The sequence below is a fragment of the Arthrobacter sp. SAFR-023 genome, assembly GCF_051965295.1.
Classification (GTDB): domain Bacteria; phylum Actinomycetota; class Actinomycetes; order Actinomycetales; family Micrococcaceae; genus Arthrobacter.
Genome location: NZ_JBQCMF010000020.1, coordinates 42,898 through 56,252 on the forward strand (window position 1 = coordinate 42,898; position 13,355 = coordinate 56,252).

A 13,355-nucleotide genomic window follows, 5' to 3' on the forward strand; every position below is an offset into this window, starting at 1 on the left:
CTGGTTGGGGCCGCGGCCGGCACCGGTCAGTCAGGTGCCGGCCGCGGGGGTCTTACTTGAGGAGATCCTCGATCTGCTTTTTGGCGTCGGCGAGGAGGGTGGCGGTGTCACCGCCGGCGACGGCCTTCTGCAGCATGGGCACCAGCACCGTGTCCACGATCTGCTGCCACTTCTCAGTGGCCGGGCGGGTGGCGGTCGCCTTGCCCGTGAGGGTTTCGATCAACGGTTTGAAGCTCTCGTAGCCTGCCTTGTCCTGGTACTTCTCGAAGGCGGAGATACGGGACGCCAGGCCCAGGCTGGATTCGATGCCCTTGTCGTTGTAGTCGTAGGCGCACTTGACGAACTTCTTGGCCGCTTCGGTGTTCTTGGTGGCCTTGGGCACGCTGAGGTACCAGGGTCCGGGAACGGCCCCGACCCCGGCGGGTCCGGCGATCATGGGAGCCGTGCCGACCTTGCCGGCCACCGGTGAGTCCTTGGGGATCTGCCGGTAAGCGTGGGCCCAGAAGCGGGTCATCGCGGTCTTGCCCTGGTTGAACAGGTTTTGTGCGGCGGCCCAGTCCACCTGTGCGGCGCCGGAGGGAGCAGCCTTGGCAAGGCCGACATAGAAGTCGAGTGCTTCCTTGTGCGCGGCATTGTCGATTACCACGTTGTTGTTGGCGTCCAGAACCATGGGCGAGCCGGCCTGCAGGACGTGGGCCAGCCATTCGGTTTCCACACCGCCCTTGACGTCGGTGCCGTACATGCCGTCCCTGGTGAAGAACGCGGAGATGTCCTGGTACTGCTTCCACGTGGTGGGGGCGGCCAGGTCGTAGCCGTACTTGGCCTTGAAGTCCGCCTTGTTCTTGGCATCCTCAAACAGGTCTTTGCGGTACAGGATGATCTCGGCGTTGGTCCAGGCGGGCAGGCCGATGAAGTGCCCGTCCACGTTTGCTTCCTTGACCAGGGCCGGGAAGATGTCTTTCTTCGCCTCGTCGGTGAAGATCTCGTCGATCGGCTGAACGGCATTCTTGAAGCTGGGCAGCCAGACGGAGTCCAGGGCGGCCACGTCGAAGGAGACGTTGCCGGAGGAGAACTCGCTGGAGAGCCTGTTAAACATGCCGTCGTAAGGCAGCTCGACGAAATTGGCGCTGACGCCTGTTTCTTTCTTGCACTGTTCGGCGACGCCTGTCAGTTCGGCGTGGCCACCGGCCTCGACGAGAACATTGACGGTGCTGGGGCCAGCGCCACCCGACGTGTTGGCGGGGCCCCCTGCACCGCACGCGGAAGCGGCCAGTGCGACGGCGGTGCAGATGCCGCCGAGGGCGAGCCTGCTGGTGAATGTACGAGTGGACATCTCTGTCTACTCACTTTCTGTGAGGAGTCGTGGGAATCAATTTCGAAAGCTTGACAAATCGTTTTGGTAAAACGACTTGGCATCGAGTGTAAGACGTGCTCAGGGTCACTGTCAACGCTTTGACCCTTCGCTCCGGCCCTGCCTGCCGGTGCTTCAAATGTTGGGAAGGCGAACGGCCGTATCCAGAGGGGGCGGGGCGGACAGTCGTGTGCGTGCCGTTAGTGGGTTGTTTCAGGAGGTGAAGTCAACGCCAAAAGAAGGCTGCGGAGGCTTCCCAGCACGTCGTCATCGACGCGTCGGCCACGCGATCCAAGGTGCTCGACAGCGGGGCCGAGTCCACGGTCGCGTCCTACAGCCCGGATACCGCCAACCGCCCGACTCCTTAGTATCCGGTCCGCAAGAGGGGACCGGATCCGGAGCGGTCCCCTCTTGTAAGCCTGCCAGTGCAGCTGTGCCTTTTAGCCATCGTGGGCAGTCAGGGCAAGCGCACTGGGGAGTCCGCACATAAGGGCACATGGATGAATTGCGCGGGTGACCACCCGGCAAACCTGGCCGCGGGAACTACGACCCGTGCAGCTGGCATGGTGAGCAAAGCTTCCCTCCGCTCCCCTTGGTGGCGCGGACGGGTCCTGCAGCAGTCCGAAGAATGCGTTGTGAGATGTCGTCCAGGCTTAGCCATGGACAACAGCCAGGGTGCGTCCTCGTCGCTGAGCTTGACGTCCTCTGCGAGTGGGGCGAGTTCGTCGATGGTGGTTTCTTGCCCGGGTCTGAGGGATTTAGGACCTGCACCCGGGGATGGCGGATACGGGCACCCGTGCCGACCGTCAGGATCCTCGATGACGGGGGCACGGGAATGCATGCTTATCGGACCAACGCCACGGAATCACGTTTGATGAGAGTGTTTGGGATAGCTCCGGGGTTCTTGCCCGTGGGGCCGTCCTGAAGTTCCGCGATCGCTGCTTCCACTGCCATTGCCCCCATCTCGTAGTAGGGAAGGGCCACCGTAGTCAGCTGCGGCGACAGGGCCTCAGCTACAATTTCCTGATTATCGAAGCCCACTACGGATAAGTCCCTCGGAATCAGTAGGCCCAGTTCCGCGGCGGCGCGGTAAGCTCCCATAGCCATGCGGTCATTGAAGCAGAAGATGGCCGTTGGCCTTTTCTTTCTCGAGAAGAGGCTGAGAGTCCCCCGGTAGCCGTCCTCCGCGAACGAGGACGCCTCTTCGATGACCAGGTTTGGGTCAAAACGAATGCCGGACTCCTCCAGCGCCGTTCGGTACCCTTGGAGCCTGCCGGAGCGCGCCGGTATGTCCATTGCTGTGCTGACGAATCCGATCCCCCTGTGACCTGCATCGATAAGTTCACGGGTTGCTATATACCCGCCCTGGATCTCGTCAGGAAACACGGACCAGAAGTCACCCTGTGTGGCCTCTGCGTTCGCTAGGAATACGGGCTTTCCATTCAAAGCCTCAGGTATCTCGAGAAAGCGGTGTGCTGTATCGGCGTAGATTACGCCGTCCACCTGGTGCCGCCAGACTGCCTCGATTTCTCTCTCTTCTACGTCCTTTGCTCCCCCCGTACTCATGATCAGCATTATCCAACCGTGTTTGGAAGCTGCTTCCTGGGCGCCACGGATGAGACGGCCGGCATATGGAACTGTAGCGATTTCCTCGCTGATAAGAGCCAGAGTGTGGGAGCGGTTCGTACGCAATGCCTGAGCCAGCCCGTTGGGGGCGTAACCTAGCTCCGCAGCGATTTTCTCCACCTTGAGACGGGTCGCGTCAGCGATCCTCGCACCGCGAACGTTGTTCAGCGCGAGTGACACGGTCGCGGGTGAAACGCCCGCCGCGTCCGCGATGTCCCGGATGCTGGGCCGCCGGCGTACCTTCATTTCACAATCTCCTGTGCGGCGTCGAATTTATCCTGTAGATGCAGCGGTGACGTTACACCTCGTACCCAACGCCCGGCTAACACCAGTGTAAGCTAAACCCATTTACCACAGTTAGCGCGCCCATGCCTGTGGAAAGGAAGCTTAAGATGCGGCGCCTCGGCCGTGGGCCACTCCTTCCCGGGCCGAGGCGCCGCGAACCGCATCCTCTCGCCATCACTGCAGGGTTTCGTTTCGCCGTGTCGTGCTGCTGGTCGCGTCGGAGAGCCGGGTCCGGCGGCACTTACTTTGGCGGCCGCTGAATGAACTAGCAACGCCGGCTCCGCACCCACGGGCAGCGGCGGGGACCATATTGCTAGGCGGTCTCTACTCCGCGCGCCCCGTCGTCGTTGTTCTGCCGGTGGGCGCGGCTCTCCTGGTGCGGCCCGCCGTCTCACCGACGATGAACTGCCGGATGGCCCGCAGTTGTGCTACTGATTTGCTGGTCCGCCACATGCTTCGAAGTCCTCGATAAGGGCGACTTTCTGTCGGGAGGGGCTGGAGCTGTCAAACTTGTAATCAAGCCATTCCGATACGAGCCGGCGGGCAAGTTCCAGTCCTATGACGCGCTGGCCCAGTGCGATTACCTGGCAGTCGTTGGACAGGACGGATCTTTCGCAGCTGAAGCTGTCCGCGACCGTGGTCGCACGTACGCCCCGAACCTTGTTGGCGCTGATGGCCATGCCGATGCCCGTTCCGCAAATAAGCACTGCCCTGTCTGCCCGTCCTTCCAGGATGGCGGTCGCGGCTTTTATCCCTACCTGGGGGTAAGGGGTTCCTGGGCCGTCGTGGATACTGAGGTCAGAGACGGAAGCCACTCGTGGATCGCTTTGCAGGTCCTTGAGGATCCTGTCTTTGTACTGAAGCCCGGCCTCATCTGCTCCGACGATTATTCGCCAGCCAGTTTGTTTATCCATTGCTCTTCCTTTCTCACCGCAGGAGCGGTTGCAGCCGATGACACCGGCCGTGCGATGCGTATGAAAGCATCTGCTACCAGATCGGCGAAAACCGGATCGTTCGCGTGCGTGGCAGCGGTAACGACTTCGATGCCGGGACGAAGCCGTCTCTCGAGTTCGAGGACGAAGGACGCGTCCGCAGCGGGGTCTTCGAAGGGGCCTCCCTCCACGGCGTAGCTGTCGAAGCCCTTAGCCGGAATGACCACGCACGCAGGGCCTGTGGCCTGGTTGAGGTGCTCCGCCAGTATTCCTGCAACATCCATCAGTTCCCCGGCATTGATTCGCACGGCCGTAACCTCCGCGTTGTGTTGGAGGAGCGGCCGGCTTCCATCTCTATACTCCTGAGGTACCGTCGCAAGGGCTCCGAAGTTCAGCACCTCCACGGCGCCGGGTACGACAACCTGGGGGAATCCTTTTCGTCCTGCTGTTCGAAGGCGGTCCGGGCCGGCGCGGAAAATCCCTCCGTATGTCTCGTCTGTCAGTTCCTTCACCGTGTAATCAACGACTCCAGTAATGACCCCCTGTTCCAGGAGATTTTCGAGTGCTTTTCCGCCGGAGCCCACTGCATGGAAAACGATCGGCTCGAAACCGGCGGCATCAAGGCGCTCAATGACGCGTAGGACCCCTGGTGTGGTAACACCGAGCATCGTCACACCAACGGCCGGTTTTTCGGGTGCGGCCAGGACCGGGCGCTTACGAGAAGTGAGCATTCCAGCAAGGGCGCCGGCAGCGTTGGCCAGTATGGGTTTCGAGATACGGTTCAGGCCCGCAATGTCGGTGACCGAGTGCATGATGCAAAGATCGCTCGACCCGACGTAAGCGCCGACATCGCCCGAAGCCATTGTCGAAACGAGAATTTTGGGTACTCCCAAGGGAAGCGCCCGCATGGCACCGCTGATCAGAGCACTGCCGCCCGAGCCCCCAAGACCGAGCACCCCGTCACAGCGTCCTTCGTCGGCGAGCTTGCGCAGCAGGCAGGCGGCCCCGCGGGTCATAGTCTCGATGGCAACAGCCCGCGCGTCCGTGCCCTCCCGGCCGAGCCTCAAGTCCTCCAGTCTGGCGCCCCCGGCTTCGCAGACCTCCTCGGCGGTGACGTCGGGCGTAATGCCCGAGCTTGTTCCCAAGACGCTGACATCAATGACGACTACGTCGATTCCCGCCTCATGGAGCCGTTCTTGCACGAAAGCGTATTCGCGGCCCTTGGTGTCGAGCGTGCCTATAAGTACGGCCGTTGGCACCGTTTACCGCTCTCGAAGCTTCAGGGACCGAAAAGCCTCAACTGTCTCCGTGATGGCCTTTTCTACCGGCAAACGCTCAATGCTCGATGCTCCCAGGAACCCGTCGACGTCGACTCGGTCGTAAACAGCCTGAACGTTCTCGGGTTCATCGAAGGGCCCGCCGTGTGCCACCACCCATACATCCGGGCGGGCCGCCTTGGCTGCTGCGGTCATCGCAGCGACACGTTCGCTGGCCTCCATCAGGTCCGGTACGTCACTGGCGCCGATGAACCCGCCCATGGTCAGACCCACATGAGCGCCAATGACATCTGCGCCTGCGGTCGCCATGGCGGCGGCCTCCTCCGGCGTGAAGGCGTACGCAACCGTGAAGATATCGCGGCGGTGACATTCGGCGATCAGCTCGATTTCCTTGGAGTAGCCAAGACCCGTGGCGTCAATGTGCTGCCGGAAGGTCCCGTCGTAGATGCCGGCGGTCGGGACGTTCGTGATGCCGGAGTATCCGGCGTCCATGAGGGCGGTGATGAGTTGATCCGTGTTGCGGTAGGGGTCTGCGGCGCCGATTCCCGCAATGACGGGGGCTGTCTTCACCACGGGAAGGATGTGCTGGGCGAGCTGCAGCGTCATGCCGTTTGAGTCGCCGTATGCGAGGTATCCGGAAAGGGAGCCGTGCCCGTCCATCCTGAACGGTCCGGTGTTATAGGCCATCAGGGCGTCAATCCCTGCCCGGTCGGCTGCTTTGGCGACCAGCCCGATTCCGGCACCACCGAGGATGAGAGGGCTGCGCTGGGCGACCTTGGCGGTAAACCTGTCGCGGATCTGCTGTCTTGTCATGGCGGCCATATTGTTTATCTGCCTATCTCTGAGAAGCGGTTGTGGTGTTGAGTGCGTCGCTGATGCTGATGAAGTTTTCGACGTGAAGTGCTGCCCGGCCAACGAAAAGACCGTGGACGCCAGGCACCAGGGCGAGGTTGGCTGCGTTGTCGGCGGTGACGCTTCCGCCGTACAGCACGGGAACACACAGCCCGGGTGCAGGGCCGTAGAGTTCGATCAGCGTCGCCTGCACGGTGGAGTGCATTTCGGCTATCTGCTCCGGTGTGGCAGGAATTCCATTGATCCCTATCGACCACGCGGGCTCGTAGGCCAGGAGCACGCTTTCCAGGTCATCTGCGGTCAGGCCGTTGAGTGCGATTTTTACCTGGCGGCGCACGGCCTCCAGGTGAGTTCCGTAGTGGCGGTCCTCCGCTGTGTCGCCGATGCACACCAGGGGCCGCAGACGCCAGGCGAGGGAGCGCAGTACTTTTTTGTTGATGAGGGCGTCGGTTTCTTGGTGATCCCGGCGGCGTTCCTGGTGGCCGATTTCGATGATCACAGCACCGGCGTCTGCGACCATTTCTGCAGATATGTCGCCGGTGTGTGCTCCGTTGTCTTCGTGGTGAATGTTTTGGGCACCGACGTGGATGTTGCTGCCGTTCAGCTCGGCGGCCACTGTCGCTAGGGCGGTGTGCGGTGGGATAAGGAAGTATTCCCTTCCGTTCTTGGCGGAACTGCTCACGTACTCCCTGAGATGTGCCGCGTATCGCGCTGACTCGCCCAGGGTCTTGTTCATCTTCCAAGAAGTGCCCAGCCAGAAGGGCAACACTTCCTTATCCCCCATCGTCAGATGCCCGGCTGCCCGGCTTTGGCCTTCAGGAAGGCCTCAGTCACATCGTCGGGGACCACTACGTCAATTTCTTCCCGCTCGTTCAGGCTGCGGGCCAGCGCTTCCATCGTGACCGTGTTGATGACGGTCTCAGCCAGGCCTACGCGCGGCTTCGCATCATTTCGGACGACGTCGGCAACGTTGAGCAACTGATCCTGGAAGGCGTTTGACTTAGCAATGGCATACCGGTCCTCCAGGGTCCTGAAGATCCGTTCTGGGTCCCTATGGCTGGTCGGGATGGCCCGGCGGATTGAGATTTCTGTCTCGTCATAGATCGTCCAGGTGAAGGGCAGATAAAGCGTCCCCTTGTCCCCTGAAATCTGCAGTTCCTGGGTGGAATCGGAAATTTCGCTGGCCTCGATCATTCCGACGGTGTCGTTTGCGTAATCGATGAGGCCAATGATCTTGTCGCTGGTGCCGAAAACGTTCTTCGCGCGGCCGAAGGCGGCGACGCGTGTCGGCACGGCACCTGCTACGTGTGTGCAGGCATTGATGGCATATGCGCCGATGTCGTAGAGCGCGCCGCCGCCCTGGTCCGCGCGGAACCGCCACGGACGGTTCGGGTCGTTCGGATCGATGCCCAGTTCGGATGCCAGGTTCACGTAGGTGAAGCTGGCGCGCACGTGGTCAAGCTTGCCCAGCTCGCCGGCGGCCAGTAGCCGGTCAATCCGTGTGATGGCAGGGTGGTGGCGGTACATGAAGGCTTCGGTGATGATGGCACCGGTTTCTTTGGCCAGGGTCCATACTTCGAGTGCTTCGGCCCCGGTGAGGACGAAGGGCTTTTCGCAGAGGACATACCGGATACCTGCTGCAACGCACTGGCGGATCAGTTCCAGGTGCGTGCTGGGCCAGGTGGCGATAATGACGCCGTCCAGCTGTTCGGAAGCGAGCATCGCTGCAACGTTGCCGTAGGCCTTGCCCCACCCGTACTTGGCAACTATCGCTTCGGCGGCCTGAAGGTTTTCATCGGCGGCCGCTACGATCTGCAGTTCGTCTTGGATGCCTGCTGCTGCGACGCCGTGGACGCCGGCAATGTAGCCGGCTCCGATCACGCCGAGCCGGACTGGGTTTTTTTCTGACATGGTTGTCTCTCTTACTTGATCAGCGACCCGCGGTGCAGCTGTGCACGCGCGTCGAGGACTTTTTGGACGTTGCGGAAGAGGATGTTGTCTTTTTCCGTGTCCGTGATGTTGGCGTTAAGGACGGACTGCAGTACCTTGCCAAGGTCGTAGAAAGGTGCGTCGCTCCCGAAAACGACGCGTTCGCTGCCCACCGCCGAGACAAGGGACTCGGTCATCCGCGGGTCTGACTGGTAGGCCACGTCGAAAAATACGTTGGGCAGATCCTTGACTATTTCGACCGCCTCCGCCTGCTGCTGCGGGGTGAGGAACGCATGGCCGAGAAAGATCGTTACGTTCGGGAACTTGCTGGCAGCCACGCGCACGGCCCGTGGTGACTCCCCCGAGCCGGGATCGGGAGAGCAATGCATGAGGCACAGGGCCCGCCGGTCGTCCAGGACCTCAAATAGTGGATCTACCCGCAGGGGGACGTCCAGGTAGTAGCCTTCCAGCATTGGATGGACAGAGATGCCGGCCAAACCCAGGTCATCGAGCAATCGGAGGAGCTCCGTGACGGCCAGTTCCTCGTGCCTGGGTTCAACCAGGCCGAGCCCGGCAGGGAAACGTTCCGGGTGATCCCTGACCGCCTCGGCGACAATGTCGTTCATGCGCCGCGTGTTAACGATGCCTTCGGCCTGACGGTCGGCTGCTGCCGGGGACAACAAGGATTCTGTTACGCCGGCAGCGTCCATGCTTCGGATCATCTGTTCCACCGTCTGGCCGATGTTGTTCGCCACGGTCTTGCCGATGTGTGCGTGGACATCGATGCTTCGGCGCATCATGATTCCTGCTGATTCAGCGCCGCGGGCCTGGGCCGCCGTCATGCTTCTTCCACTGATGTGCGCATGGTAAGGGGTGCTCCTGCAGGTACCAGCTCGTGGGCGTTTTCCGGAGTCGTGCCTTCGGGCCCGCCGGGGCTGTACATCACCAGCAGATGCAGAGGTGCCCAGCCAGTGTTATGGGAGTCATGGAAGACGCCGACGGGAATATGGATCGCGTCTCCCGGGCCGATGGGAATCCGGTTACCTTCGCCTACAGTGAAAGCGCCGTGTCCGGAAATGACATAGACCACTTCGTCGCTGTCCTCGTGATTGTGCCACTCGTGCGACTGGCCCGGGAGGACGATCACCTCGCCAAGAGACATTTGTGCCCCTTGGTCTGCCGTGATCAGCCACTTCGCAACGCCCCACGGCAGGACGACGGACTCTACGGTGTTTGCGCTGTTGGAACTATTCATGCTTTATCTCGTGTCTGCTAGAGGTCAGTTCTCGGTCAGACCGGTGAAACGCCACCCGGTCTTCATCGTGAAACCGGTGTACGTGCGGTCCAGGATCAGCATGAGTGAGACCATGCTGTCGATGAGCCGTGCATTGTGGAGCGGCCCGCAATCGAGCACTCGATGGTTCAAATCCGCCGCGAGTGCTGCAACTACAGCTTTGGCTTCGTCATCGTCGCCAGCGATTTTCACATCCGGGCGGTTACCGTCCGCTGCGCCGGGTGCATTGACGGTTGCCGCGAAGTTGTCTTTGAAGGCTGCAACGAGACCGTCGGTGGTTCCCAGCGCCTTCGCCGTGTACTCCGCGCCGGCCAGTTCATTGCCCGGCAGTGCGTCGAAGGGGTTGGAAATGTCGATGATGGTCTTTCCTGCCAGGGCTTCCTGGTGTTCCTCAACAAAGGGGACGACAGCTGTGAAGGGAATGGCCAGGACGACCGTGTCGCTGCCCGCCAGGGCGGTGCGGTAATCGCCTACCACCGCTGGCTCATAGCCCAGGTCTGCGCTCTGAACCGCTTCAGGGGAGCGGGACCCGATCTGGACCTGGTGTCCCGCCTTGGTCCAGCCCTTACCGAGGGCGCTTGCCATGAGTCCTGTGCCCATGATCGCAATAGTGCTCACGTCGTTGTTCCTTTCACAGTTCTTGAAAATGCTTTACGGCCGGCTCTCCCGCGAGGTATTCACCGATGAGGTCCTGGAACTTCGAAAACTCCGGGGATCCTACGAATTTCTCGACATGATCCTCGAGAGTCCGCCACCAGACGAGCAACACATATTCGTCTGCTGAAGCCGAGCGGGTCAGCGAGGACTCGATGTGGCCGGGAGCAGCTTCAATAAGGAGCTTCGCCTCCGAAAACGCGGACTCAAATGCGGCCTCTGAACCGTCCTTGATCGACAGTTGGGCAACTTCCAAAACACTCAATGGACCCTCCTCAGGGCAAGTGGTAAGTGGGGGGTGAAACGGAAAAGGCGCAGGTCCATGACCTCTGGAGAACAGGCATTAATGGCTTCAGATCCCGTGCGCCCTGGAGCGCCTTCTCGCTCGCGGCGCTCGATCCATCGCTGTGCTAAATGGATTTAGCTGACTATAAGCAGCTCCCCGAACCGCGGTCAAGAGGCTTGCCGAAAAACGCATAATCGGCCGCAAACCCCATTCCCCACCGTGCACGTCGGACAGGCACCCGCTCGCACTAGGGGAGTCTCGCCCACAACGGTCTGCCCCAGCCTTCCCTTGGCACCTCTCGGCGGCCTCCGGTTGGGGAGGAGGTCCGGCAGCACATCCGCGCGCTGCACGGATTCGGAACATGGAGATGCTGAGTGAAATCTATTGACAACCCGAGACGTGAGCTGTTTCACTCATTCCCGGCGCTAAATGCATTTAGCAGGCTCGGCCGGGCTAAATGTACGTCTGGAGCCACGGAACCCTCGTCTGCAGGCAGTTCGCCGGGAACACGAGGCCTGCCCAGAACGACCAGCACCATCCCGGACAATGACGTGACTGATCCGCGTTGACCGCGGACAATGCACGATGCAAAGGAGCACGATGTGGGAATAAAGAAAACTGCAATACTTCGAATGGCGGCGCTGGCAGCCGCATCCTCCCTGTTCTTGGCCGGTTGCGCCGGCGGAGACGCCGGCGGGACAAGTGAGGGCCCGACGGGGGATTACAAGGCCCCGGAATCGAACGTTCAGGCAAATCTGACCATCTCGAACTGGGGAAATCCCGGTGACGAGGCCGTTTACGACGCGGCCATTAAACGCTTCAACAAGAAGTACCCCAACGTCAAGGTCACCAACAACTTCACCCAGGTCGTGAACTGGAGTGACTACATCAACAAGATCCTGACATCCGTGGCCTCCGGCGACGCACCTGACATCATCAACATCGCCACCGAGGGCGTCGAGTTCGGCCTCAGCAAGGATCTCTTCCTCCCGCTCACGAATTACGTAAAGCAGGATGAATCCGTAAAAGCCCTTATGGCCGACATTGATCCGAACCTCCTGAAAGGCTTCACCAAGGGCGAAGACACCTACTTGGTGCCCAATAACTGGAACGCCATGGTCATGTACTACAACGAAGACATGTTCGCCAAGGCCGGCATCAAACGGCCCAGTGATGACTGGACATGGGACGAGTTCCTTGCCGCGTCCAAAAAACTGACAAGCGGCCAAGGCGGCGAAAAGAAGTACGGCTTCGGCCTCCAAAACTACACCTTTGCCTACATCCCGTGGCTCTACTCCAACGGGGCGTCCCTCGCCTCCGACGATCTGAACAAGCCGACACTGAACTCGCCGAAAACCATCGAGTCAATGAAGTTCCTGCAAAGCCTGGTCAAGGAACACGGCGTAGCACCGGAACCGGCCGGGACCGAGGCCAACGACCTTTTCACCGCCGGAAAAGTCGCCATGGTGGCAGCGCCGGCAAATCTCTCCTCGACCCTGATCAAGGGCTCCCCTGATTTGAAGTTTGGCATTGTCCCCATGCCCAAGAAATCCGAAAAGGCGACTGTTTTCGGAGCAGCAGGATTCTCGATCTACAAAAACACCAAGAACCGGGACCTCGCATGGGAACTCCTCAAGGAACTTGCAAGCCAGGATGTTCAGAAGTCGTGGGCCACTCTCGGCACGTCGAATCCCACCACGCACACAGCGGCAACTTCCAAAGTGTTCCTCGGCCGTCATCGCGACGCCAAGTACCTGTACGACACGATCAAGTATGCCAAGCCTGTCGCCGCGCCAACATTCTTCACCTCACTTGAGCCCGCCTTCCAAAGGGCAATTGCCAGCATCCTGGCCGGCGGAGACGCTGCAGCTGAGCTGGAGAAGGCAAATTCCGAGGTAGAGGCAACGGTCGGTAATGGCTGACCTTCTCTCCACCGAGAGCTCCCGGCTTCCCTTCCGGACCGCGACTGCCGTCCGGAAGGGAAGCCCATCGAGCCGCAGGGAAGCCATCACCGGCTATTGGTTCGTGGCACCGTCCGTGTTGGGATTTGCAATATTTGTGCTCGGGCCCCTCGCTGCCGTCTTGTACTTCAGCTTCACCAAGTACGACGTGATAGCCCCTCCGAAATTCGTCGGCTTTCAGAACTATGCACGACTCTTCTCCGATGCCCGTCTCGGGACGGTGTACTTCAACACCATCATTTACGTGGTCGCAGCAGTGGTCTTCATCAACGTACTCGCAGTGATATTCGCTGTTCTCGTCAACCAGCGAATGCCACGGTCCATGACGGTCATTTTCCGGTCGGTGTATTTCTTCCCGTCCCTCGTCTCCCTGGTCTACGTCGCACTCATCTGGCAGGCACTCTTCCAGCGCGACACAGGCATTGTCAACTACTACATCCAGGCACTCGGAGGACAGCCCCTGAGCTGGCTCACGGACGACGCCCAGGCGCGATGGAGCGTGATCATTGTCGATGTCTGGCGGAACATCGGGTTTGCCATGCTCATCTACACGGCCGCCCTGCAGGAGGTGCCGCGCGAACTCGAGGAAGCCGCAAAGATCGACGGTGCGGGGCCGATAACAATCTTCCGCAAGGTAACCATCCCTATGATCAGCCAAGCGATCTTCTTCAATATCACCATCACGGTCATCGGCGCGTTCCAGATCTACGAGTCGATTATCGTCCTGACCGGCGGCGGTCCGGGGGACGCCACCCGAAGCATCGTCATGTATATCGCCGAGCGCGCCTTCAGTGACTTCCAAATCGGGTACGCCTCCGCGATCTCCGTGACGTTGTTCGTGATCATCCTCCTGGTAACGCTGGTTCAATTCCGACTCCGAAAGAGGTGGGTTCACTATGAGTAGGACA

Annotated in this window: 13 protein-coding genes and 1 pseudogene; 3 read left to right on the forward strand and 11 right to left on the reverse strand. The window is 60.6% G+C overall.

All coding sequences use genetic code 11. From position 1 onward, the window contains the following. Positions 1 to 52: 52 nt before the first annotated feature. A complete protein-coding gene (locus ACTHQX_RS18975) occupies positions 53 to 1,333 on the reverse strand; it encodes an ABC transporter substrate-binding protein (RefSeq protein ID WP_236806001.1) in 1,281 nt (426 codons plus the stop codon). Positions 1,334 to 1,614: 281 nt separating this feature from the next. Here ACTHQX_RS18975 and ACTHQX_RS18980 point away from each other — a divergent pair. Continuing rightward, positions 1,615 to 1,719, forward strand: a pseudogene (locus tag ACTHQX_RS18980) (hypothetical protein); the annotation flags it as partial. A 475-nt stretch (positions 1,720 to 2,194) separates the two neighbouring features. Here the strand turns inward: ACTHQX_RS18980 and ACTHQX_RS18985 are convergent. The 10 genes from ACTHQX_RS18985 to ACTHQX_RS19030 all read right to left on the reverse strand — a co-directional run bounded on the left by ACTHQX_RS18985 (position 2,195) and on the right by ACTHQX_RS19030 (position 10,465). Next, a complete protein-coding gene (locus ACTHQX_RS18985; protein ID WP_236806000.1) occupies positions 2,195 to 3,223 on the reverse strand; it encodes a LacI family DNA-binding transcriptional regulator in 1,029 nt (342 codons plus the stop codon). Between the two features lie 467 nt (positions 3,224 to 3,690). After that, positions 3,691 to 4,176 (reverse strand): RpiB/LacA/LacB family sugar-phosphate isomerase, encoded by a 486-nt coding sequence (locus ACTHQX_RS18990; RefSeq protein ID WP_236805999.1) that lies wholly within the window; start codon positions 4,174 to 4,176, stop codon positions 3,691 to 3,693. After that, positions 4,149 to 5,453, reverse strand: a complete 1,305-nt coding sequence (locus ACTHQX_RS18995) for a Tm-1-like ATP-binding domain-containing protein (RefSeq protein WP_236805998.1) — start codon at positions 5,451 to 5,453, stop codon at positions 4,149 to 4,151. The genes ACTHQX_RS18990 and ACTHQX_RS18995 overlap by 28 nt, the downstream gene beginning before the upstream one ends. A 3-nt stretch (positions 5,454 to 5,456) precedes the next feature. Then, complete coding sequence (locus ACTHQX_RS19000; RefSeq protein ID WP_440158735.1) at positions 5,457 to 6,284, reverse strand: phosphoenolpyruvate hydrolase family protein; 828 nt, start codon at positions 6,282 to 6,284, stop codon at positions 5,457 to 5,459. A gap of 22 nt (positions 6,285 to 6,306) precedes the next feature. After that, positions 6,307 to 7,107 (reverse strand): triose-phosphate isomerase, encoded by an 801-nt coding sequence (tpiA, locus tag ACTHQX_RS19005; RefSeq protein WP_440158734.1) that lies wholly within the window; start codon positions 7,105 to 7,107, stop codon positions 6,307 to 6,309. A 2-nt stretch (positions 7,108 to 7,109) separates the two neighbouring features. Further along, a complete protein-coding gene (locus ACTHQX_RS19010; protein ID WP_236805995.1) occupies positions 7,110 to 8,234 on the reverse strand; it encodes a Gfo/Idh/MocA family protein in 1,125 nt (374 codons plus the stop codon). An 11-nt stretch (positions 8,235 to 8,245) separates the two neighbouring features. Continuing rightward, positions 8,246 to 9,094 carry an amidohydrolase family protein gene (locus tag ACTHQX_RS19015; RefSeq protein WP_236805994.1) on the reverse strand — a complete coding sequence of 283 codons (849 nt, stop codon included), beginning with the start codon at positions 9,092 to 9,094 and terminating at the stop codon, positions 8,246 to 8,248. Then, entirely contained in the window at positions 9,091 to 9,507 is a 417-nt protein-coding gene (locus ACTHQX_RS19020) for a cupin domain-containing protein (protein ID WP_236805993.1), read from the reverse strand. The genes ACTHQX_RS19015 and ACTHQX_RS19020 overlap by 4 nt, the downstream gene beginning before the upstream one ends. A gap of 24 nt (positions 9,508 to 9,531) precedes the next feature. Beyond that, positions 9,532 to 10,164 (reverse strand): NADPH-dependent F420 reductase, encoded by a 633-nt coding sequence (locus tag ACTHQX_RS19025; RefSeq protein WP_236805992.1) that lies wholly within the window; start codon positions 10,162 to 10,164, stop codon positions 9,532 to 9,534. A gap of 13 nt (positions 10,165 to 10,177) precedes the next feature. Next, positions 10,178 to 10,465 carry an antibiotic biosynthesis monooxygenase family protein gene (locus ACTHQX_RS19030; RefSeq protein WP_440158733.1) on the reverse strand — a complete coding sequence of 96 codons (288 nt, stop codon included), beginning with the start codon at positions 10,463 to 10,465 and terminating at the stop codon, positions 10,178 to 10,180. Positions 10,466 to 11,088: 623 nt separating this feature from the next. On the opposite strand from ACTHQX_RS19030, the gene ACTHQX_RS19035 reads away from it, so the two are divergent. After that, entirely contained in the window at positions 11,089 to 12,408 is a 1,320-nt protein-coding gene (locus ACTHQX_RS19035) for an ABC transporter substrate-binding protein (protein WP_440158732.1), read from the forward strand. Further along, positions 12,401 to 13,351, forward strand: a complete 951-nt coding sequence (locus ACTHQX_RS19040; RefSeq protein ID WP_440158731.1) for a carbohydrate ABC transporter permease — start codon at positions 12,401 to 12,403, stop codon at positions 13,349 to 13,351. Before ACTHQX_RS19035 ends, ACTHQX_RS19040 begins: the two co-directional genes overlap by 8 nt. Positions 13,352 to 13,355 lie beyond the last annotated feature (4 nt).

What these genes read in the sequence shown, in the direction of transcription:
- ACTHQX_RS19015 (WP_236805994.1), bottom strand. Translation starts at nt 9,094, where the DNA reads ATGACGGCGGCCCAGGCCCGCGGCGCTGAATCAGCAGGAATCATGATG.
- ACTHQX_RS19020 (WP_236805993.1), bottom strand. Translation starts at nt 9,507, where the DNA reads ATGAATAGTTCCAACAGCGCAAACACCGTAGAGTCCGTCGTCCTGCCG.
- ACTHQX_RS18990 (WP_236805999.1), bottom strand. Translation starts at nt 4,176, where the DNA reads ATGGATAAACAAACTGGCTGGCGAATAATCGTCGGAGCAGATGAGGCC.
- ACTHQX_RS18975 (WP_236806001.1), bottom strand. Translation starts at nt 1,333, where the DNA reads ATGTCCACTCGTACATTCACCAGCAGGCTCGCCCTCGGCGGCATCTGC.
- tpiA (WP_440158734.1), bottom strand. Translation starts at nt 7,107, where the DNA reads ATGGGGGATAAGGAAGTGTTGCCCTTCTGGCTGGGCACTTCTTGGAAG.
- ACTHQX_RS19040 (WP_440158731.1), top strand. Translation starts at nt 12,401, where the DNA reads ATGGCTGACCTTCTCTCCACCGAGAGCTCCCGGCTTCCCTTCCGGACC.
- ACTHQX_RS19010 (WP_236805995.1), bottom strand. Translation starts at nt 8,234, where the DNA reads ATGTCAGAAAAAAACCCAGTCCGGCTCGGCGTGATCGGAGCCGGCTAC.
- ACTHQX_RS19000 (WP_440158735.1), bottom strand. Translation starts at nt 6,284, where the DNA reads ATGACAAGACAGCAGATCCGCGACAGGTTTACCGCCAAGGTCGCCCAG.
- ACTHQX_RS18985 (WP_236806000.1), bottom strand. Translation starts at nt 3,223, where the DNA reads ATGAAGGTACGCCGGCGGCCCAGCATCCGGGACATCGCGGACGCGGCG.